A 19,323-nucleotide genomic window follows, 5' to 3' on the forward strand; every position below is an offset into this window, starting at 1 on the left:
CTTTAAACGGCTTATACTAAAAATGAGCATGCATAATAACCTTCCTATACTTGCTGGAAGGTTTTCTTCTAGATGGTAGTCCTGGATTCTAGACAATATCTATAAAGGATTCTTTACGTGTTGAAACGGAATAAATCCAATGGAGAAGCTTATTTATGCAAGCGACCACTGCCACTCGGTAGGGTTTTCCATCGCTGCGTTTCTTATCGTAAAATGCTCTTAACCTCTTGCTTCCAGAACGTCTAAGCCCGCACAAAACAGCAAGATACAAGGTGTGTCGTAGTCGTTTGGAGCTACGTTTTGTTATTCGATTAGTCGTTACCGTAAACACTGAGATCAATGCCTGCAAACGCGACTAGCTTCTTTACCTGATTAAACCGATGAATTTCCCCGATTTCAGATAAAACCGTTGCAGCGATTTTATTGCCAATACCGGAAATGGATTGGATAATCGGATATTCTTCTACTTTAGCAGCAAGGGCATCAATCTGTTCTTCCAAATGGGCTAGATGCTCTTGATATTGAAGAAGTAATCCAACATATAAATTCAGGCTTATGAGATGGCTCTGTTACGCCATTTTCTGAAAGGAATTGCTAATCGCTGCAACCATGATGAGCTTCGCCTTTTCTTCTGCCCAACGATCAGAACGGCTTGGGCAAAGATATGCAATTCGATCTGAGAGTTTGGCTTCTCCAGTCTTGTGTAGAATAAATTTCTTCACTTAATGAGAGATGAGTGGGTTTACAACAATGAATGGAATGCCTTGTTCTCCAAGGAACTGAATGACAGCTTCAAGATAATGTACTGTTGATTCTAAAATGACAAGGGGAGAGACCCCCTTTGTCGTATGGAGGGTATTCACGATGTTGAATAACTCCTCAAGCCCTTGCTGAGTATGAAGAAAGCAGAAGCTTTTACCATAAGGCTGCTCTTCATTTAAGAAGGGTTGACCTTCACTTTGACCTTTTGAGATATCCATACCAATGACCGGATTCATCCTATTCTCATCCTCTCTGATTTTGTATGTTTGCCAGTAACCCCTATGACATCTGTTTGCAGTTTCACAACATCGCAAGTGATGCGAGATTTACGTCTCAACCAAGGTTTTAGTTCTGTCCTTACGTGTGGTCGTTTCATTCTCATATAGAGAAGCGTCAGGGAAGAACGCTGCCAAGAGATGTCCGCTTTTTGCTTTATGGAATGATAGAAAGCGTAAGGGGCGATGAGATAGCCGACTTGATTCGCTGTGCTTACCAATTGGGGATTCATCAGTCCATCTGCTCAATTGGGAAGGCCAATCCAAGCGTTCTTGATTCTGGAGCTGCTCATCTTCTTGATTAGTCCGACGAAACCGATTGTCCCCACTCCGATAGTGCAGTTACGGCGTCTTGGGGCACGCTTTTTGAGCAGTAGCTCGAAGATGCGGTAGCTGCTCTTTCGATTGCGTTAACTCGCTGGAAGAGCCGTATGTTCCCCATCCGGTAATGGTAATTGTTGCAGTTTGATAAAAGAAACGACAAGTACACCCCAACCTGGCGTTCTTGATCTCAAATTGGGGGGTAAAATCTGCATGTTGATAGCAGAAGTAAGATGAAAATATGATTTGTCACAGGATACACTTTGCTATTATGAACGAATTGGACTTATTCCACGGGTAAACTGCAATAATAGCGGAATCAGGGATTATACGGAAGAAGACTGCAGGTAGATTGAATTTATCAAATGTATGCGAGGCGTAGGTCTTCCAGTTGAAATTTTGATTGAGTATGTTGGGTTGTTTCAACAGGGTGATGAAACCATAATAAACTTATTAGATTATATCACTAGCGTTGTATTAACTTTCTCTGTATGTTCATAATCTTTTGTCTTCAGAAATTGCAGAAGCCAAAAAATCCTTTACAATGAAATTGTAGGTCTTACATGGAGTAATGGCAAAAAACCGGCGCAGTTCGCATCGTGCGAATAGGCCGGTCTTCATTTTTATCCGAATTTCTCGATATCGCTACCCAAGTGCTTGAACATCTGTTTACACAGACTTTAAGAAGATAGTTTCGTATCTCCCGCCTCAAATCGAATCGAATCATACCCGAATAATTTGGGATGCGCCTGGAACCGCAATATTTCGTCTATACGATTGGGCAGTGGAGGGTGCGTTGAAAGCAAACGATGCCACCATATGAAAAAGCCGCGCTCTTTACTACTTTGCTCCAGATAATCAGGGATGTTTATGAGGGGAAACAGCTTCTTCCCCACAGCAAGGATCATAAGCCCACGGATTGCCGTTTGTGCATCCCCGATATAAGCCGTTGCAATACGGTCGCACGTAAATTCGCACGATCTGTAGTATGCATTCCCAAGAAAGGGAATCCATAGTGCGGGCAGAATTAACAGATGCTTTGTCATATGCTTTCGCTGAATATGAGCTAGCTCATGAGCTAGAACAAATGAAAGTTCTTCTTCGTTTCCCTGTTCGATTAATTCGAATATTTCAGAATACAGCACGACAAAATTACGACCAAAAAAACGCGTGGCAAAAGCATTTAACACACCACCAGATTGAATAATGAATACATCCGGCACCTGAACGATTCCCATCTGTTTGCTTAGTTCTTGAACTTGCCAGTATACCTCCGGAAACTGCCTTTCTGTCAGTTTCACACCCGAACTGCGAATCTCCGCAATCATCAAACCGTGTAGGATGAGTGTGACGATTACCCCTATGACAATGTAAATAATCCCTACCAGCGAAACGATCAATACTATGTAACATATCAAACTAATGACTAACGATAAGACATACCAAGTTGTCTCATGTTCATGCACCAACCGACTATTCATTTCATAAGTTCATCCTCTCATTCACATTATATTGGCTCCCATTAATTTACCACAAATGCATCATAATGGAAATGAAAGGGAATCATTTAATTATGATCATAAAAATAGTTTCTCTGATTGCAGTTTCTGCGGCACCAAGCTTCTTTCGGCTGTATATCGCATTCATTGCATACCATAAATCGACGGTGTGGATGAGACACTATACGTTTTCCTTTCGCTTCAAATGGCAGGTAGTACCTGTCTGGAATCTATCGAAAAGGATTAAGCATATGGACTAAAATACCCTATTTTCTTCATTTGGTAAATGGATTTCTCTCATTTGTGCGAAGACGTTCACAGAACGTGTTGCTCTAGGGTGAACTATTATAGATAAATAAGTCAAAAGGTTCACACCTATGTCTACCTAAAATTGTTCTTGCACGCTCAAATTAATCAACGGGATGGGTTGCATGATATTACTGCCGATATGCTTTCTAAAGGATTTCAACGAGAATTAGGCATGTAATATTTCGTCACTTATTTTTTCAATTCCAGATAAATCTTTACTTTAGCGTTAAATGAAAACCACACCTCCATCTCCAGTATTCCGTCCTCATCCACAGGCGAAAATTGCAACCTGCAGCGTAATTCTCTCGATTCTATGTGTCCAATCTATTGAGAACGGTCCACTTAAGCTTCCATACAAAAGCTGGCTTTAGTTATCAAGCCTGTTGAGGAGACTAGATCCATGATGAGAAGCTATCGTCACACCCCAAGCGTCTTTGTTTCTTGCTTTTTGAAAGGAAGGAACTTCAAATAGGTCAGTGCTCTCCAAATCCATTCAAGCGGACCCATTCTAAATTTCTTCAGCCACAGCTGGCTGCATACGATCTGGGTGGCGAATATTACCAGGGAAATCAACAGGCCTGCCGCATGCCCGACCTTGCCGAAAAGGCCAAGGCCATAGCTGTAGAATATAAGTGTGCCTATCACGGACTGCATGATATAGTTAGTGAACGCCATTTTTCCGATATAGGCAAACGGACGCAGCCAGCTTTTACAACGCTTTAATTCAAACAGCAGCGCAATCAAGGTCATGTAAAAAACAGCTCCGATAGGCCAGCTCGTAATCATGGCCAGATCCGCCCATTTCTTATGCGGCAGGAAAGTGAGTGCAGTAAGTCCAGTAAAGAGAATGAAAGTCCAGCCGCATAGCTTGAGAATCAAGGGCTTATTACCAGGAATATTATGAAAAAGTTTACGCTTCGCAAAATAGCCTCCCAACAGGAACATGCCCAGTAGCTGAGGATAGAATACAATTTGGTTGAGCACACTGCCTATCCAATCATTGATCCTTTGTACGGCCAGAAGCGAGTAGGGACCTTCTCCATAGGTAGAATTGTGTATCGCAATAATCTGCTCAAGCTCAGCGGAAACCGGGAATGAGCCTTGGGAATTGGTCAATAAAATAAAAACTGGCAGCAAGGAAAGCAAGATAATCGACCAAGTAAGCAATGTCTTCGACTTGCATCGGGCAAATAGCATCAACAGCAGACCGAGCAGCGCATAATGAAATAAGATATCTCCAAACCAGATTAGCAAGCCATGAATAAGGCCGAACACCATCAGGGTAAGTAATCTTCTCGTAAACTGCGGTACGAAGTTTCTTCCGTTTGCCAGTGCGTTATCTCGGATCATTATCATTCCGAAACCAAACAGGAAGGAGAAGATGGAGATGAATTTTCCAACGATGAATGTGTCCTCAAAGATGTTTACAAGCCGATCCCAGAAGCCTGTCCAATGGTCCACGTGCAGTGATATAGCAAGAAGAGAGGTGTTGAAAAATCTCATATTGACGATTAACACTCCGAGCAGGGCGATTCCTCGAATGACATCGATAATTTCGATACGTTCCTTTCCAAGCGTCGAATTCATTATTTTGCTCCTTGAAAGAATAATGGGTGTTACTGGTAAAGCATTTTTTTGAAATAAGAATTTTTGGCAATCCAGAAATAAACGGTTTGCAAAGCCATGTAGACGAGCAGCACAATTCCGAAATACAGCCATACATTGGCATGCAGCATATTGCTGAGCGCCTTCATGGCAAAAGCGGCATGAACTCCTCCGACGAGGCACGGCAAATAAAATAAAACGGCAATTTGTACGGTGATGATCCGGTTAACTTCACTATGGGTTAAGCCTATGCGGCGAAGCGAGTATAGCTGCGCCTTGTCCTCCTCCAGTTCAGTGAACAGCTTGAAGAAGAGCAGGCTACCTGAAGCGATAAAGAACAATATGCTGACAAAGATGGCAATAAAAAATACTAGGGAGCCAACCTGCCTAAATGCCGTATATTCGGTTGTTCGGGATACAAAGCTGTATAGCTGCTCACTCGAAACAAGCTTGTTGATCCGCTCAATCGTCGGGCCAGCTTTTTCCCACTCCTTCAGCTCAAAGCCGTAGGAGACCAGCTTGAGCTCGTCTGGAACCATCGAGGCAAGCTCTTGGTACTGCTTGTCGTTCAGGACCAATAAATAGGGAGCATTGGCAATCTTTCCTGTCTTTTGTCCATGCATGGTCATCTGCAGGGGTTGTCCGTTGACTGTCATGCTAAGCTGCTCGCCAGGCTGGACAAAATCCTTTTTAATTTCAATGTAGGGATAGACGAACCAGGAATGGCCATAGGCGGCCTCAACAAGGCTCATATGTAAGCGGCTAGCAAGCTCGTTGTAATCGCTTTGGGATACGCCCATAGTCTGAACCGTGCGCTGCATACCGGGAATTACCGCCTCAATCGGAAGGCCGATCAACTTGACCTCGTAGTCCAGCTCTATGCCATCCTCCTTGAGAATATGGCGGACATCGTCTGGGTGGACGATGCTGTGGGTATCGATTCCCGTCTCCGTAAAGCCAATGGTCTGCGGGTTGCGTTCGATGAGCTGCTCCTTTATCCCATAAAGAAACGTATTAAAAAAACCGGATGCGGTGAGGATGACTGCACACAGCACAGATACAAGAAACAGCACTCGTGCATTATCTTTCAGCTTGAACATCATCTGTGAGATGATAATCATGTTGGTGTTCCTGTAATGAATCGGTTTGCTCGATTGCAGGCTCTTGAGCAGTGCTACGCTCGATTGGGTGAACACAAAATACGTTCCCAGCATAACTAAACCAATAATAGGCAGCATCAATCGGATCATCGTGCCGGTATTCATCGTATATGCCAATACATAGGCGCTTCCTAGGCATAGAGCCGAGAGCAGCACCAGCCATAAGGAGAAGCGAGGGGGTTGCTTCGGTTTTCTGGATGCCACCAGAAGCTCGCTAATTTGCTGATTGCTGGCATAACGCATAGATATCAGCGTAATGAGAAGGAAAAGGAGGATATACCCTCCGGCTGTAAGGAGCATAGCTGCTCGCGGGAAATAAAAGCGCAGTGGTAGCTCCATGTTGAGCATGTCAGAGATCATCATGAAAAACAGGTTGTTAAAGAGCATCCCCAGCCCAATGCCGGCCGCAATGGATAGTAGGCAAATCAGCATATTCTCATACAGCACCAGACGGCGAAGCTGCAGCTTCGTAAATCCAAACAGTGTGAAGAGGCCGAATTCCTTTTTCCTTGATGTAAGAAAGGCGGAGCAGGAGTACAGCACAAAGAAAAAAGAAAAGATCACAATAATGGCTTCACAGGCGATCATACCAATGGAAACCAACTTGCCGCCAAGGATTTTGCCACCACGAACGTCGGGGTGAAAGATAAAGGACGCATACATAAAGAACACCATAACAGCAAATACACTGCTAAAGAAGAAGGCGCTGTACTGATGCCGGTTACCCAGCATATTGCTAATGGCGAGTTGGCGAAACTTCATTGAAATTCCCTCCCAACACACTGAGCGCGTCCAAAATTTCCTGGAAGAAGGCTTGCCGATTAGCTCCCTTTCGAATCTCCGAGAACAGCTTGCCATCCCGGATAAAGATGATTCGCCTGCAATAGCTGGCTGCGAACGGATCGTGGGTTACCATCAGAATGGTTGAACCGCGCTCTTCGTTGAGCTGCTCCAAGGATTCCATAACATCCCTGGCCGACTTGGAGTCAAGGCTGCCAGTCAGCTCATCGGCTAGCAGAATCGATGGGCGGTGAATCATCGCTCTGGCAATGGCGGTCCGTTGTTTCTGTCCGCCGGATATCTCATAGGTGCGTTTGTTCAGAAGCTCAGTGAGGCCGAGTAGTGTTGCGCTGTCCCTGAGTCGCTCTTCCATCTCTTGAATTGACATATTCTCAAGTACAAGGGGGAGCAGGATATTCTCTCGTATAGACAACGTATCCAGCAGGTTGAAATCCTGAAAAATAAATCCAAGCTCTCGTCTTCGAAACAATGCCAGCTGCTGATCTGAGAGGGAATTAGGTTGAGATCCATTGATTTCGAGTTTTCCGGAGGTAGGTTTATCAATCGTGGCGAGAATGTTCAAAAGAGACGTTTTGCCGCTTCCTGAAGGTCCCATAATGCCAACGAATTCCCCCCTTTCGATGTGCAGTCCAATACCGTCGAGTGCTTTGTACAGCAGGTTCTTATTCGCGCCGTATATTTTCGTTATGTTTTCCGCCTTCAATACAGTTTCCTTGTTCATTGCCATCCCTCCATTGTGTGTATTGATCCTATGCACCATTGTAACCGATAAAGGAAGGGATGGTTGATCGATTTACCTTTCATTGGATGTGATTTACCTTACAAAATTGTCATCTTGAAAAAAAGCAAAGCATTCTCACAGGCTGTGAATGCTTTGCTCTGCAAAATGAATCGTAACTTTGGTGCCGACACCGACTTCAGATTGAATGGTCAGAGGATGTCCCAGCTTGCGGCAAACCTTATGAGCGAGATACAATCCCATGCCAGTAGACTCTCTCGTCTTTCTGCCATTCTCTCCAGTGAAGAAGGGCTCCAATACACGTGGCAGATCCTGCCGTGGAATTCCGATACCCTCATCCGAGATGGAGACCAGCGTTCCTTGGATGCTGCAGGAAATATGGATGAGGAGCTGCTTGCCTCCTTCGCACGGTCTGGAATACTTGATCGCATTGGAGAGAACCTGGTTCATGACGAACATCAGCCATTTCTCATCCGTGGCAATGACAACCTCCTTGCCTGTAATGGAGGGGTAAATATGAGAGCGGATAAAAGAAGTTTTATAGCTGTTAATCACATTTCGCAGCAGAGGAATTAAAGCCACGCGCTGCACATGAACGTCATTCTCGAATTGTACTAATCTGGCATCATGCAGCACAAGCTCCAAACAGCTCTTAATCCGCTCGTTCTCTTCATTTATGCTCTGCAGGCGTTTAGAGAGGTGTTCATCCTCGGGCGGAAGACTGGTTTCCTGAGTTAACAAATCAATAATAGACACGGGGGTTTTGATTTGATGCACCCATTGGTCGGTAAACAAGCGCCGTTCGTCCTCTGCCGCCTGATACTGCTCAAGCAGGTCTTTATATTTGTTGTATTGCAGCTCCAGCGCTTGTGCCAAAAGCTGCTGTTCACGTGTGGCTCCGGGCGCAATGACAGAAAGAGCATCTAGAGAATTTGCTCCCAGCCGTCTTTCGATCATACGGTAGAAAGAAGCTTGACGCAGATAATCAATAAGGAGCGCCGTCAGAATAAAGCAGACTGTTAGTAAAAATAAATAAACGATGCTGCTATCTCGGTAGCTTTCTTTATGAGAGGTGATGCCAAGCAGTGCAATAGTAACGACACAGACCGAGCAGGCGAGGGAGGTGAGCACATACACAAGACGATCTTTGACGAAACGTCCAAAGTGATAGGTTGGCTTGTTCATTTTGAGAGTCCGCCTTTCCAGGACGGATTCAACCTATAACCGCTTCCCCTTACTGTTTGCACAGCTTTCTCAATACCAAGCTGCTCCAGCTTTTTGCGCAGCCGTGTTACATTCACGGTGAGCGAATTATCATCGACGAAGTGAATATCATCCCATATGGCTTCAAGAAGCTGCTCCCGAGAGACAATATTTCCTATTTTTCGAGCGAGGGTATCGTATAACAAGCATTCCTTATGAGTAAGCTCCACCTGGTAGCCTTGCCAGCTCAGCGTATTTCGAGTCCGATCAAGGGTCAGGCCCTGAAGCTCGAGCAGGTCTCTGCTCTCTGCGGGAATCGAATACTCGCCGTAGGCTCGGCGCAATGCGCTTTTGATTTTGGCGAGCACCACTTCAAGGTGAAAGGGCTTGGCTATATAATCATCGCCGCCGTTCTCAATGGCCATGACTTGATCCATCTCACCTGTCCGCGCCGAGATAAACAGGACCGGCACATTGGAGATGAGGCGGATTTGCCTGCACGAATAAAAGCCATCGAAGCGGGGAAGATTGATATCTAACAGCACTAGGTCGGGCTGTTGCTCGATAAATTGTTCTTTAATCTTGGAAAAATCGAAGGCACGTAAAGCTTCATATCCATAGCGTCGTATGTAATCCGATAGAATATCAGCAATTTTGTCATCATCTTCAATGATCATAACGCGATAACCCATTGTACTGAGGACCCCTTTCTACTGCGTAATGCGTGGGCGCATAATGCCACTCTATTATACACCATCGGTTATATAGGGGAACAACTCGGCACGATCACCGTCAATGTCCGCAGCACTTCGGCAGGAAATGACAATATGGAGCACTGGATATTTGAGTCTATTCCCAAGGTTGAGCGGGAAATTGCGAACAGAGGCAGGAGAGGAGGATTAAAGGATGTCATGATTTCGCCAATCGTTGCGGAGAAAATACGAAGCGATCCGGCGTTTCGGGCTAAGGCGGAGGGCTCTATCCATCATTATGTCTATGTGGAACGGCCGGATTTCACAAAAAAGATCAGCTGTACGGAATCTAAATCATAGATTCTATCCTGATTATTCATGAGGATGGCACATGGACCATTTGAAGTACAGTTGTATCTTCTCCCGAGAAAATGGAGAAAGGAAGGAAGGTCGAGGCAGAGAAGCTGAAGAAGAGAGCCGTTGAACGTCAGCTGGAAGCGATGCGTGATGGCATCTCATGGCTGGGCATGACCGTGCAAACGCCGTTTCTTACAAGCGCTATTCCCGGTAATGCCTGGTCTTCACTGGATATGAATTCGAATACCAATCTGGCTTTGCTGCAAAAGCTCACTGAAGCCAGAGCACTTCAGCGGTACTATGCACCAAACTTGATTTCGACCAGAGGAGGACTTCTTTTATGAAAATAGACGAAAGACGCCAGCAATACGTAACCCAAGCTATGGAGAAGGGTACAAGTCCGGAAGTGATACAAATGGAATTGGACGAGCTTGATGCACAGCTTGAAAAAATCGATAGTCAATTGACCCTGAACTGAGAAGCTAAATCCTGGGAGCTGAAGGCAAACGTTGACTAACTTCCAAACCACTTTACAGAATCTGTAAAGTGGTTTCAACTGTCGTTCTAGTAACCTTTCATGGAGCATGGGCCGTGCCAACAAGGGTACAGAAAGATACAGAAATGGTCCGGTTCTGCATGAAAACACATACCCTCCAATTCCACGTTCGATGTGGAGATGGAGGGTATGTTTACGTATGGATTTTCAAACCGGAGTATATCCAAAAATCGACCGTCGTGTCCCCGTTTTTAGTGTATTTCATGCCGGATGAACTGACGGCTGCCTATAAACAGATAAAGAATAAACGTGAAGGCTGCAATGAACAGGAAGGGAAGTAGATCCAGCCGAGGCGACAAGGATGTATGCTGAGGAAACATGGCATAGTAAGGCAAAGTAAACGGAAACCATGCCCCAATGCTGGAATGAAGCCCGGTTAATACGAGATTTGGCACAACACAAAGAATATTAAACATGATGGATAAGCCGAACGTTCGTATTTTTTGGGCCATCCAGAGCTGAAAGGAAGCGAGCGGGAAAACGGCCAGCCAGCCGGCCAAGGTGTGCTTCAACATCATTGCTACCGGTATTTCACCTGGGAGCTTCAGCATGTATCCAGACAGCAAATAGGCTGAAAGGAAGAATAGCTGGGTGAAGCCCATGAGTGTGAGCAGGAGAACCAACTTTGAACTGTAAATCTGTATGCGCGGAATAGGCAGTGTAAATAGATGCTTCCACCCGCCGTCTTTATACTCATAGTAGCAAAGCATGGAGGCAAACAATCCTGTATAAAACGGATAAAAAAACAGTGTATGAAAGGTGACGGAATGCATAAAAAAGGTATCCCATCCCGTTTCAAAAACCTCTTTATAGTCCCTTGTGGACAGCGCACCCAATCCTGCATTGACCCCTGCATCGACAATGACGAACAGGAAGAATAATCCCCACTGATACTTCAGCCATTCGCTCCGAATGATTCTAAACATGATGATCACACCTTTAAAATTCAATTTTGGTAAATCTCCATGCACTCCAACAGAAAATCAGCCCACCGGTAACCAAGGCCAATGCGATCCACTGCATATGGTCAGGGGCAAACGGAGTAGCAAGGCCGGGATACGCCCAAGGCAAGTAGTGAATGTAACCAACCGATGAACGCCCGATAAACAGGCTGATGATTGCGCCTGTCACACCAACCACCAGTCCGACGGAAGGGTTGTGATACCGTACGGAAACATACAGTTGAATGACTAATGCGGGTAGGGATGCGGCAAGGCAATACATAATTTGCTGGACCAGGAAGACAAAAGGGAGCGGATCGTCCGTATACAGCAGCCAAACGGCGGAAATTCCTGCAATCATCAGGAAAGAACATTCCAGCATAAAGAGTACAACGAGTCCCGCTTTTACAGTAAAAAAACGGGATAGGGGAATAGGCATGGAACGGATGAAGTTCCAGCCATTTGTTTCATACTCGCTGCTCACGATGACGCTTGTGAGCAGGGTAATAGTCAGCAGCATAACGAAAGAAAGAAACAAGTAAATGACATTGAATGCAGCATAAATGCCAGTCGGGCCTTGACGAAAATACAACACCCATTCCAGACAGCTGAAGGCAATAAACGTAACAGCAGCAAGGGGCGGGATGAAATGGGTCATTTTTTTACACTTCATCATTTCGGTTTGCAGAATGCGCCAATACGTCATACACTGCTTCCCCTTCCGGTCATATCCAGAAAAATCTGCTCCAAGGAGTGGGATTCTATTTTTACCTGACGGATTTGATAGTCTTCAAGCAAGTGGAAAATCTCCCGTTGCTCGTTCTCGTGCTTGATCGGGATTTGTAAGGTAGTGCCGTGAAGCACAACTGGATACCCCTTGTCCGTCAGACTGTGGTAGGCGGCATCGGGGAACGCTACCTCCACTAGAAGATGCTGCTGGCTTAAAGATCTTAGCTCGCCGATGGTTCCCTGGAACAGCAGCGAGCCTTGATTGATGATACCCACATGACTGACAACAGCCTCTACTTCACTCAAGATGTGACTGGATAACAGAATTGTCATTTCCTTCTCTTTGACAAGATTGAGCATTAGCCCCCGGATTTCCTCGATTCCAGCGGGGTCCAGACCATTGGTCGGCTCGTCCAAAATGAGCAGATCAGGCTCTCTGATTAGTGCGGAGGCTATGGCAAGTCGCTGTTTCATGCCAAGTGAGTATTTCTTTACTGCCTTATCCGCATAAGGAAGCAGACGGACGATTTGCAGCACCTCCGTTATTTTTTTCTGCGGAATATTAAGAAGGGTACAGATGAGCTTCAAATTTTGCCGTCCGGATAAATGCCCATAGTAAGAAGGGGATTCGACTAAAGCACCGATTCGTTGCAGGATGCTGATTCGATGCTTGGGAAATGCTTGACCGAACATGTGGATTTCTCCCATGTCGGGACGAATTAATCCTGTTAGCATTCGAATGGTTGTTGTTTTCCCGGCGCCATTTGGCCCTAGAAAACCGTAAATACTCCCTTTTGGCACTTTTAAATGGAGTCCATTCACAGAAAACTGTTTCCCATATTTCCGGGTTAATTGATGGGTTATGATGACATCGTCCATATTGAATTTCCTCCAGCATTAGTTTTGCTTCCGTATATGAGTATACCGACCGTTAATTAATTTCAAGTGGGGAAAAGTAAAAATAAAGTAAAAAAACTCCCGGGCGGGAGTTTTGAAGGAGGAGAGTCTTAATCAGCTGTAGAAGGGAGCTGAATCGTGATTGTGCACCCGTTGTGAGGTTTACTTTGTACCGTGATCGTACCTCGATGGATTTCAATAAACTGTTTGGCAAGAGTTAGACCAAGGCCTGTTCCTGCCGGATTCTTGTTTGTGGTTGTTCCTCTGTAATACCGTTTAAACCATAGCTGTGCGGTTTGTTCGTCCATTCCGATTCCGTCGTCCTGCACAGCAATCGTTATGAACGCCGGAGTGTATGATAGATAGGTATTGATTCTGGTCCCCGACGGATTATGGATTACAGCGTTCACCAGTATATTATGTAGCGCTCTGCGGATGAGCGGAGAGTCCAACTGTGCCATTAGACATTCTGCAGAGGGCGTAAAGGAAAAATGATACGCCTGCGCATCTGGAGAATTCGCCATATCGATCACACAATCCCTGACCAGTTGAACCAGATCCGTACTCTCTAATACAGGCTCTAGCACGCGCTTATCCAAGGAAAGAGATGAGTGGAGATCCTGTATCAGCTCTTCGACATATACGGTCTTCTGTTCAATCAAATGACCAAAGCGCGTCAGTTCCTCGGCTGACCAGGAATAGGAGTCCGTTGCGATCATGGAGGCATATCCCCGAATATAGGAGAGAGGAGTTTTGAGGTCGTGAGAAATTCCTGCAATCCAGTCATGCCGCTGCTGGTCCAGCAGCTCCCGCTGATACTCATTTTCTTTCAAGATTTCAGTTAAGGCAGTCATATGCTCAAATAATTCCTTGTATAACACACGAGATGTGAATTTAACTGAAAACTCTTTTTTTCCAGCGGGTGCTTCCAAAGAACCCCTCGACATCTGTTTCAACCAGCGGATCAGGTACATGAGCGGTTGAATGACAATATACAAAAACAATAGTAATGCACTAAGGCACAATAATGAAAAAATAACTATCGGAATGAGGCGGGAATCCAGTTGACTGAAAAAAGGGATTGTATTGTGAATTAGCAATATGAATACTGTCAGCACCAAAAAAGCTATAAGCAAAAGAGCGGCAATTGCTGCGAGTAGAGCTAACAAACGGAGGAGGATAGGGATGAGATTTCTCATATTCTCTGTTCCTTGACCGCATGAGGCACGAATTTATACCCTAATCCTCTGACATTGATTAAATAAATCGGTTTTTTAGGGTCTGGCTCCAGCTTGTGTCGGAGCTTGGAGATATAAATCACGACCGTTTTTTCGTCGCCGTAAAACGGTTGATCCCAAACCTGCTCGTAAAGGTGTTCGATACTGAAAATACGGTTTGGGTGCTGAATTAGAAATTGGATTAAATGATACTCTTTAGCCGTTAGCTCGATTGGTAAACCGTTCCGGTATACTTGGCAATCCATCCTATTTACAGTGAAATGCTGAAAGGATACAGTTTCATGAAGGCTTGTGCTCTCTTGTATGTAAGCTCTTTTACGGCGAAGCTGTGCGTTGACCCGTGCCACTAACTCAAGCGCATTGAAAGGCTTTGTCACATAATCGTCTCCACCCATGCCAAAGCCTTGAAGCAAGTCATAATCCGAGGTTCTGGCCGTTAGGAATAAAATCGGACAGGCAGTCAGCGCACGGAACTTCAGACAGAGCTCGAAGCCGTTCATATCAGGAAGCATGACGTCGAGAATAATCAGGTCAATTTTTGTTTCCTTCACGATGTTCAAGGCGGTCTGACCTGTTTGTGCAAGCTTTATCTGTGTAAAGCCTTCCTTGACTAAAAGAATATTGAGCATTTCAAGCAGGCCAGCTTCGTCATCTATGATAAGAATTGTTTCCATCTGAAGTCCTCCGATTTGGTCCATTCTGCCATGATTTATATACCAGTTTACTATAAAGCCGTGCACAATTCTAATCAGAGAGCAGTGAAGCATTCTCGAAAATTTCAGAATCCGAGCGGGAAGTTTATGAAGGTCATCTGGATGCGGCCAATATGCTGGTGACGAACTTTCTGGAGGAGGTTGATTTGTCCGAAAAGGATATTAAGCAGCTTCAAAGAATTCTCCAGGAGAAGCAGCAAAGTGTCCGACATGTGCTGTGGCTCATTGTGCTGGTTGGATTGCTGCAGCCAGACATTACTTTAGCAAATGATTATAACCGGCGCTTTGAATCAACGTCAGAGCAGCTAAAATGTGAGAAAAGCATCTTAATTTTCCAACGCGGCAGCCTCTTCTTTATTGAACTAAAGTGAACTCCGGATCATCAAGGTTCAGGTACTAGAATAAGATAGTACTATTTAAATTATTCGAAGTAATGTATATTTCGTTTTATAAGTTTATAACACTGAGTAGGAGATGATGTTTTATGATTTATCGATTTATTGATGTAAATCCATTTCAACTGGTATTTGTGATTTGCCCTTTAATATCGATAATTTTGGGGATTGTTTTTGCTATTATGCAACAGAATAAAGTAATTGCACCAATAATAGCTTGTCTACTTCCACTTCTTTTCACTACTGTTGACTTGAGTACTTTTAAAGCAAATTTGGAAGCTTGGTTCTTGTGGGGAGTTATATATGCCTTAATAGCATACATCTCTGGATGGGTTATCTATTGGATTAAAATGAAACGCATAATTTAGGAACTTAACTATATTGTTTAGCTAAAAGGGAAACGATAGCTCGAAATCAATACCAAAGGATGTCGTGGAAATTACTGGTTAACAAAACAGAGATTTTTAGGTTTTGGTGCAACTATGAAAACTGATCAAAGATAGCGGCATATTGTGGTTTGACTATGCTGTCAAACCACACTATTTATTGCTTTAATTCAATTGCTGAGAGGGCAGACGAATGATTGCATTCGACCTGACCTTTCCTTATCAAGTGCAGGGCTTCGATTCCGGCAATTGTTTTCTCGGCTGTTGCGAGAGACCTAAATCCCAACATCGGTTTGATGATTTTCTTTATGAATCGATGATCTTGTTCAATAATATTGTTTAGATATTTCTGTTGTCGTATCATTGTTTCTTGTTTCATAAACTTCTCATCCTCAATTGCTGAACCGCTGTTGGGTAAGCTGGGTTATTATCAACGGTGATCACGCGCAGCGATAGATTGTGTGGTGAAGCTAATGCTTTCTTGAAAAATCTTATAGCTGCAGGGGCGTCGGCTGGTTGTATCTTGCTGGTGTGTTAGATTTACATGGCTCTAAACTTGTGGGTTGGGTCATGGACAGTCGAATGAAAACGGAACTTATTTGCGCTGCGTTAAAGCAGGTGATTGGACGGACAGGCGCTTCTAAGGGACTCATCGTCCATTCCGAGCAGGGTTATAATATGCTAGTAAGTGCTTCCGACAGCTCCTCAAAAAGCATGAATTTGTCTGCAGCATGAGTCGCAAAGGTAATTGCTATGATAATACACCGATGGAATGCTTTGGGGCAACCTCAAAATGGAATGGCTGAATGACTATACATTTAAGACGCGTGCTGAAGTTAGAAAGACTGTATTTGAATATATCGAGCTATTCATAACCGTCGGAGAACGCATTCCTCCAACAATTATGTACCGCCATTCAAGGTCGGGGAAGAACTGTAAGCAGTAGACTAATGGGTGTCACCGTGGCTTTGAAGCTGTCGCTGAAAGAACTGTACGCGGTAGCGGCTCCTGTGGAGAGCAAGAAGCGGAGCTTAATGTCCAGCCGGAAGTTCAACTTCATAGTATCCATTTTCGTTTGCCCAAGTATGGAATAAACCGGAACCTTCAGGTGCAGTACCGGAGAAGACATGTGAATCAGCTTCACGTTCAGTAGTACTGTCCTTGTTAAAATCAACAGGAATTAAAAACACTTGTGCGTCTTTATCAGGACTGGTACCGACGGATTTATCGGATTGCAAAGTAATGGTCCCTTTTAATTTACCTGTCGTGGCAATTTTTCCTGCGGCAGGTAATTTTATTTTATCAACTTTCCCAAATCCAAGCCCCCGCTTATAATCCCATCTAGTTTCCAATCCAAACTCAGTAACAGCAAAACGCCAAGTCAAAGGAAAATATGTTACATCTCGGAATACAAGAAGGGGGTACTCTTCTTTGGAATTATCAATTAATTTATTATTCACTTTTATACTATGATCAGGTATCATCGCATTATAGCTTGCTTTTAAATCATTTTTGGAACCCATATCCTGTACAAGATCTTTAGCGTAATCATCACTTCTCTTAACGAAAAATCCATTCTGTTCATCCCAATTCGTTCTTAGACTTAATGCCTGAGTGTATTTCCATGTCAAAGGGAAATATGTTATATCTTTGTAATTAACATGTGGGTATTTTAACTGAGATTTGATAACTTGGAATTTGCACCTTCATAGATGCGTCCTCAGCATATATTGAGGCTGGATACAAACAAAGGATTAATCCTAGTAAAAGGAAAAATTTATTGGCGATTTTCATTTTATGTGACACCCTCTTATAGTTTTTATTAATAGAAAGATACCACCTTATTCCATTATTTGCGTGGATTTATACAAAATGCCCGGGTTAATAAAATTCTTTATTGACAACAATGATACGCTATGTAGTTTACTATATAAGATGAACTTGAAAAACGATACCTGATTAAAGTCACCTCAAGTTCAACCTATGGTGATTAAAAATGGAAGGGCAGGCGGGTCAATGAAGAGTACAATCTTGATTATTGACGATGACAAGCAGCTATGCCAACTGCTGCAAAAATGTGTCAGCAATGAAAATATAGATGCTGTTGTTTATCATTCCGGCAAAGACGGATTGGAGGCGCTGTCCAGGACGGAGGTTCAATTGATTGTGCTGGATGTGATGATGCCGGGAATGGATGGATTTGATACCCTCGCAAAAATTCGGGAAATCAGCCCGGTTCCCGTATTAATGCTGACCTCCAGAACGGAAAGCAGCGATAAGGTGCGCGGGCTGCGCGCCGGCGCTGACGACTACCTGACCAAGCCCTTTGATGTGGATGAGTTCATCGCCCGTGTGCAGTCGCTGATCCGCCGATACACTACACTGAATGCATTTTCCTCCGAGGGGGGGCAGAAGCTGTCTTTTCAGGGACTTACCATTGAACTGGATACTTGTATCTTAACGGTGAATGGGCAGAAGGTAGACCTTCCGGCCAAAGAATTTGAAGTTCTGCGCTATCTTGCCGAGAATCAGGGCAGGGTGCTTACCAAGCAGCAAATTTATGAACGGGTATGGCAGGAGCCATACGCTTATGATGATGCCAACATTATGGGCTATATCAGTCGGTTACGGAAGAAAATTGAGCCGGACGCCAATAATCCAACCTATATCCAGACGGTAAAGGGTATGGGCTACCGCTTTAATCGTGGGGTGTGAGGATGGGAACTATAACCATTGAGTTATATGTGCTCCTTCTGCCGCTTATTGTTACGGCGGTTTCTTCTGCGATGGCCTTGCTGTTGTATGCCAAACTCCGCCGTATCAAATGCAGATTGAATGAGGTGTCCGAGACACTGACTGAAATTGCGCAGGGCGAGGACGACCGTAAGATCCTTGCCGCTCCGGATGATGTGACTGCTGCGATCTGTTATCAAATCAATGAGATTGTCCATGACTTTCGTGACCAATTAATTGAATTGAAACGGGCGGAAAAAATGAACAAGCAGTTGATGACAAGCCTATCCCATGATGTACGCACTCCCTTGACTACTCTTATCGGCTATTTGGATGCGGTGAACAAGGGGATTGTTTCCGGTAAAGAAAGGGAAGAATATATTGAAACGGCGTGCCTGAAATCTCACGACATGAAAGATTATATCAACAAGCTGTTTGAGTGGTTCAAGCTGAATTCGGATGAGGAAACCTTTGTCATTCAGAAAGTGGAGCTGGCAGAGCTGACCCGCAGTATTTTGCAGGATTGGCTGTTTGTATTCGAGGATTCCCTTATAGAGTATGACATTACGATTCCGGAGACGCAAATTATGATTCAGTTTGACATCGATGCTTACTCCCGGATCCTGAACAACCTGATTCAGAACGTCATATCTCATAGCGGCGCAAGCCGTATTGAAATCAGTGTTGTTGCCCAACGTACACTTGTGGATGTAAGGGTCGCGGATAATGGAAAGGGGATTTCCAAACAAGATTTGCCCCACATTTTTGACCGGCTCTATAAATGCGATAAAAGTCGTTCGGAGAAAGGAAGCGGACTGGGGCTGTCCATTGTACAGCGGCTTGTTAAAAAGATGAAGGGGAGCATTACCGCCCACAGCGAACCGGATAAGAAAACCGAATTTTGCCTCCGGCTGCCGCTGCTGGAACAATAACATTAATAACTGTTCGTTCCCCACAAAGTCCTTGCCGGTGCAAGGGCTTTTACTCGTCCAAAATTCTAGGTTAACACTAG

Annotated in this window: 23 protein-coding genes and 2 pseudogenes; 10 read left to right on the forward strand and 15 right to left on the reverse strand. The window is 44.4% G+C overall.

The window, feature by feature from the left end:
• Window positions 1-88 precede the first annotated feature (88 nt).
• Together BK127_RS31310 and BK127_RS45840 are read right to left on the reverse strand one after the other, a co-directional pair.
• Window positions 89-998: pseudogene (locus tag BK127_RS31310) on the reverse strand (transposase).
• Window positions 995-1,270 carry a hypothetical protein gene (locus BK127_RS45840; protein ID WP_076236037.1) on the reverse strand — a complete coding sequence of 92 codons (276 nt, stop codon included), beginning with the start codon at window positions 1,268-1,270 and terminating at the stop codon, window positions 995-997. The pseudogene BK127_RS31310 and the gene BK127_RS45840 overlap by 4 nt, the downstream one beginning before the upstream one ends.
• A gap of 334 nt (window positions 1,271-1,604) precedes the next feature.
• Between BK127_RS45840 and BK127_RS31320 the strand changes: the two are divergent.
• A pseudogene (locus BK127_RS31320) lies at window positions 1,605-1,802 on the forward strand (MerR family transcriptional regulator); the annotation flags it as partial.
• 236 nt (window positions 1,803-2,038) lie between these two features.
• Here the strand turns inward: BK127_RS31320 and BK127_RS31325 are convergent.
• The 6 genes from BK127_RS31325 to BK127_RS31350 all read right to left on the reverse strand — a co-directional run bounded on the left by BK127_RS31325 (window position 2,039) and on the right by BK127_RS31350 (window position 9,366).
• Window positions 2,039-2,839 carry a M48 family metallopeptidase gene (locus BK127_RS31325; protein WP_076236038.1) on the reverse strand — a complete coding sequence of 267 codons (801 nt, stop codon included), beginning with the start codon at window positions 2,837-2,839 and terminating at the stop codon, window positions 2,039-2,041.
• A gap of 744 nt (window positions 2,840-3,583) precedes the next feature.
• Window positions 3,584-4,753 (reverse strand): DUF418 domain-containing protein, encoded by a 1,170-nt coding sequence (locus BK127_RS31330; RefSeq protein WP_076236039.1) that lies wholly within the window; start codon window positions 4,751-4,753, stop codon window positions 3,584-3,586.
• 29 nt (window positions 4,754-4,782) lie between these two features.
• Window positions 4,783-6,693, reverse strand: coding sequence for an FtsX-like permease family protein (locus BK127_RS31335; RefSeq protein WP_076236040.1), 1,911 nt, complete (start codon window positions 6,691-6,693; stop codon window positions 4,783-4,785).
• Entirely contained in the window at window positions 6,668-7,453 is a 786-nt protein-coding gene (locus BK127_RS31340; RefSeq protein WP_076236041.1) for an ABC transporter ATP-binding protein, read from the reverse strand. Before BK127_RS31340 ends, BK127_RS31335 begins: the two co-directional genes overlap by 26 nt.
• Before the next feature lie 135 nt (window positions 7,454-7,588).
• Complete coding sequence (locus BK127_RS31345; RefSeq protein ID WP_076236042.1) at window positions 7,589-8,656, reverse strand: sensor histidine kinase; 1,068 nt, start codon at window positions 8,654-8,656, stop codon at window positions 7,589-7,591.
• Window positions 8,653-9,366, reverse strand: a complete 714-nt coding sequence (locus BK127_RS31350; RefSeq protein ID WP_076236043.1) for a response regulator transcription factor — start codon at window positions 9,364-9,366, stop codon at window positions 8,653-8,655. The genes BK127_RS31345 and BK127_RS31350 overlap by 4 nt, the downstream gene beginning before the upstream one ends.
• A gap of 135 nt (window positions 9,367-9,501) precedes the next feature.
• On the opposite strand from BK127_RS31350, the gene BK127_RS31355 reads away from it, so the two are divergent.
• The 3 genes from BK127_RS31355 to BK127_RS44050 all read left to right on the forward strand — a co-directional run bounded on the left by BK127_RS31355 (window position 9,502) and on the right by BK127_RS44050 (window position 10,201).
• Window positions 9,502-9,726, forward strand: a complete 225-nt coding sequence (locus tag BK127_RS31355; protein WP_076236044.1) for a hypothetical protein — start codon at window positions 9,502-9,504, stop codon at window positions 9,724-9,726.
• A 71-nt stretch (window positions 9,727-9,797) separates the two neighbouring features.
• A complete protein-coding gene (locus tag BK127_RS31360; RefSeq protein WP_076236045.1) occupies window positions 9,798-10,067 on the forward strand; it encodes a hypothetical protein in 270 nt (89 codons plus the stop codon).
• On the forward strand, window positions 10,064-10,201 hold the full coding sequence (locus BK127_RS44050; protein ID WP_179097673.1) for a hypothetical protein: 138 nt from the start codon (window positions 10,064-10,066) through the stop codon (window positions 10,199-10,201). Before BK127_RS31360 ends, BK127_RS44050 begins: the two co-directional genes overlap by 4 nt.
• 269 nt (window positions 10,202-10,470) lie before the next feature.
• On the opposite strand, the gene BK127_RS31365 is transcribed toward BK127_RS44050, so the two are convergent.
• From BK127_RS31365 to BK127_RS31385, 5 genes are all read right to left on the reverse strand, one after another.
• Window positions 10,471-11,205 carry an ABC transporter permease gene (locus tag BK127_RS31365; RefSeq protein WP_076236097.1) on the reverse strand — a complete coding sequence of 245 codons (735 nt, stop codon included), beginning with the start codon at window positions 11,203-11,205 and terminating at the stop codon, window positions 10,471-10,473.
• 13 nt (window positions 11,206-11,218) lie between these two features.
• Window positions 11,219-11,926 carry an ABC transporter permease gene (locus BK127_RS31370; RefSeq protein WP_076236046.1) on the reverse strand — a complete coding sequence of 236 codons (708 nt, stop codon included), beginning with the start codon at window positions 11,924-11,926 and terminating at the stop codon, window positions 11,219-11,221.
• The gene (locus BK127_RS31375) at window positions 11,923-12,828 is read right to left on the reverse strand and encodes an ABC transporter ATP-binding protein (protein WP_076236047.1); all 906 of its coding nucleotides are present in this window, start codon (window positions 12,826-12,828) and stop codon (window positions 11,923-11,925) included. Before BK127_RS31375 ends, BK127_RS31370 begins: the two co-directional genes overlap by 4 nt.
• Before the next feature lie 128 nt (window positions 12,829-12,956).
• Entirely contained in the window at window positions 12,957-14,045 is a 1,089-nt protein-coding gene (locus tag BK127_RS31380; RefSeq protein ID WP_076236048.1) for a sensor histidine kinase, read from the reverse strand.
• A complete protein-coding gene (locus tag BK127_RS31385; RefSeq protein WP_256711530.1) occupies window positions 14,042-14,758 on the reverse strand; it encodes a response regulator transcription factor in 717 nt (238 codons plus the stop codon). The genes BK127_RS31380 and BK127_RS31385 overlap by 4 nt, the downstream gene beginning before the upstream one ends.
• 152 nt (window positions 14,759-14,910) lie before the next feature.
• Here BK127_RS31385 and BK127_RS31390 point away from each other — a divergent pair, with 152 nt between their 5' ends.
• Window positions 14,911-15,168, forward strand: a complete 258-nt coding sequence (locus BK127_RS31390; protein WP_076236050.1) for a hypothetical protein — start codon at window positions 14,911-14,913, stop codon at window positions 15,166-15,168.
• Window positions 15,169-15,281: 113 nt separating this feature from the next.
• Window positions 15,282-15,560, forward strand: coding sequence for a DUF2651 family protein (locus tag BK127_RS31395; protein ID WP_076236051.1), 279 nt, complete (start codon window positions 15,282-15,284; stop codon window positions 15,558-15,560).
• Between the two features lie 175 nt (window positions 15,561-15,735).
• Here the strand turns inward: BK127_RS31395 and BK127_RS31400 are convergent, their stop codons facing one another.
• Window positions 15,736-15,975, reverse strand: a complete 240-nt coding sequence (locus tag BK127_RS31400; protein WP_372237389.1) for a DDE-type integrase/transposase/recombinase — start codon at window positions 15,973-15,975, stop codon at window positions 15,736-15,738.
• A gap of 119 nt (window positions 15,976-16,094) precedes the next feature.
• On the opposite strand from BK127_RS31400, the gene BK127_RS44055 reads away from it, so the two are divergent.
• Window positions 16,095-16,313: a DDE-type integrase/transposase/recombinase gene (locus BK127_RS44055; protein WP_076236053.1), complete on the forward strand. Its 219-nt coding sequence runs from the start codon at window positions 16,095-16,097 to the stop codon at window positions 16,311-16,313.
• Between the two features lie 37 nt (window positions 16,314-16,350).
• The gene (locus BK127_RS45845) at window positions 16,351-16,524 is read left to right on the forward strand and encodes an IS3 family transposase (RefSeq protein ID WP_083689738.1); all 174 of its coding nucleotides are present in this window, start codon (window positions 16,351-16,353) and stop codon (window positions 16,522-16,524) included.
• A gap of 85 nt (window positions 16,525-16,609) precedes the next feature.
• Here BK127_RS45845 and BK127_RS44060 read toward each other — a convergent pair whose 3' ends face one another.
• Window positions 16,610-17,209 carry a hypothetical protein gene (locus BK127_RS44060; RefSeq protein WP_076236054.1) on the reverse strand — a complete coding sequence of 200 codons (600 nt, stop codon included), beginning with the start codon at window positions 17,207-17,209 and terminating at the stop codon, window positions 16,610-16,612.
• Window positions 17,210-17,594: 385 nt separating this feature from the next.
• On the opposite strand from BK127_RS44060, the gene BK127_RS31420 reads away from it, so the two are divergent.
• Window positions 17,595-18,293, forward strand: coding sequence for a response regulator transcription factor (locus BK127_RS31420; protein WP_076236055.1), 699 nt, complete (start codon window positions 17,595-17,597; stop codon window positions 18,291-18,293).
• Window positions 18,294-18,295: 2 nt separating this feature from the next.
• Window positions 18,296-19,243, forward strand: coding sequence for a sensor histidine kinase (locus tag BK127_RS31425; protein WP_144026624.1), 948 nt, complete (start codon window positions 18,296-18,298; stop codon window positions 19,241-19,243).
• Window positions 19,244-19,323 lie beyond the last annotated feature (80 nt).

Source organism: Paenibacillus sp. FSL H7-0331 (genome assembly GCF_001956045.1).

What these genes read in the sequence shown, in the direction of transcription:
- BK127_RS31345 (WP_076236042.1), bottom strand. Translation starts at nt 8,656, where the DNA reads ATGAACAAGCCAACCTATCACTTTGGACGTTTCGTCAAAGATCGTCTT.
- BK127_RS31390 (WP_076236050.1), top strand. Translation starts at nt 14,911, where the DNA reads ATGCTGGTGACGAACTTTCTGGAGGAGGTTGATTTGTCCGAAAAGGAT.
- BK127_RS31350 (WP_076236043.1), bottom strand. Translation starts at nt 9,366, where the DNA reads ATGGGTTATCGCGTTATGATCATTGAAGATGATGACAAAATTGCTGAT.
- BK127_RS31385 (WP_256711530.1), bottom strand. Translation starts at nt 14,758, where the DNA reads ATGGAAACAATTCTTATCATAGATGACGAAGCTGGCCTGCTTGAAATG.
- BK127_RS44050 (WP_179097673.1), top strand. Translation starts at nt 10,064, where the DNA reads ATGAAAATAGACGAAAGACGCCAGCAATACGTAACCCAAGCTATGGAG.
- BK127_RS31340 (WP_076236041.1), bottom strand. Translation starts at nt 7,453, where the DNA reads ATGAACAAGGAAACTGTATTGAAGGCGGAAAACATAACGAAAATATAC.
- BK127_RS45845 (WP_083689738.1), top strand. Translation starts at nt 16,351, where the DNA reads ATGCTTTGGGGCAACCTCAAAATGGAATGGCTGAATGACTATACATTT.
- BK127_RS31355 (WP_076236044.1), top strand. Translation starts at nt 9,502, where the DNA reads ATGGAGCACTGGATATTTGAGTCTATTCCCAAGGTTGAGCGGGAAATT.
- BK127_RS31420 (WP_076236055.1), top strand. Translation starts at nt 17,595, where the DNA reads ATGAAGAGTACAATCTTGATTATTGACGATGACAAGCAGCTATGCCAA.
- BK127_RS31360 (WP_076236045.1), top strand. Translation starts at nt 9,798, where the DNA reads ATGGAGAAAGGAAGGAAGGTCGAGGCAGAGAAGCTGAAGAAGAGAGCC.
- BK127_RS31380 (WP_076236048.1), bottom strand. Translation starts at nt 14,045, where the DNA reads ATGAGAAATCTCATCCCTATCCTCCTCCGTTTGTTAGCTCTACTCGCA.
- BK127_RS31425 (WP_144026624.1), top strand. Translation starts at nt 18,296, where the DNA reads ATGGGAACTATAACCATTGAGTTATATGTGCTCCTTCTGCCGCTTATT.
- BK127_RS31375 (WP_076236047.1), bottom strand. Translation starts at nt 12,828, where the DNA reads ATGGACGATGTCATCATAACCCATCAATTAACCCGGAAATATGGGAAA.
- BK127_RS31395 (WP_076236051.1), top strand. Translation starts at nt 15,282, where the DNA reads ATGATTTATCGATTTATTGATGTAAATCCATTTCAACTGGTATTTGTG.
- BK127_RS45840 (WP_076236037.1), bottom strand. Translation starts at nt 1,270, where the DNA reads ATGAATCCCCAATTGGTAAGCACAGCGAATCAAGTCGGCTATCTCATC.
- BK127_RS31325 (WP_076236038.1), bottom strand. Translation starts at nt 2,839, where the DNA reads ATGAATAGTCGGTTGGTGCATGAACATGAGACAACTTGGTATGTCTTA.
- BK127_RS31330 (WP_076236039.1), bottom strand. Translation starts at nt 4,753, where the DNA reads ATGAATTCGACGCTTGGAAAGGAACGTATCGAAATTATCGATGTCATT.
- BK127_RS31370 (WP_076236046.1), bottom strand. Translation starts at nt 11,926, where the DNA reads ATGACGTATTGGCGCATTCTGCAAACCGAAATGATGAAGTGTAAAAAA.
- BK127_RS31335 (WP_076236040.1), bottom strand. Translation starts at nt 6,693, where the DNA reads ATGAAGTTTCGCCAACTCGCCATTAGCAATATGCTGGGTAACCGGCAT.
- BK127_RS31365 (WP_076236097.1), bottom strand. Translation starts at nt 11,205, where the DNA reads ATGTTTAGAATCATTCGGAGCGAATGGCTGAAGTATCAGTGGGGATTA.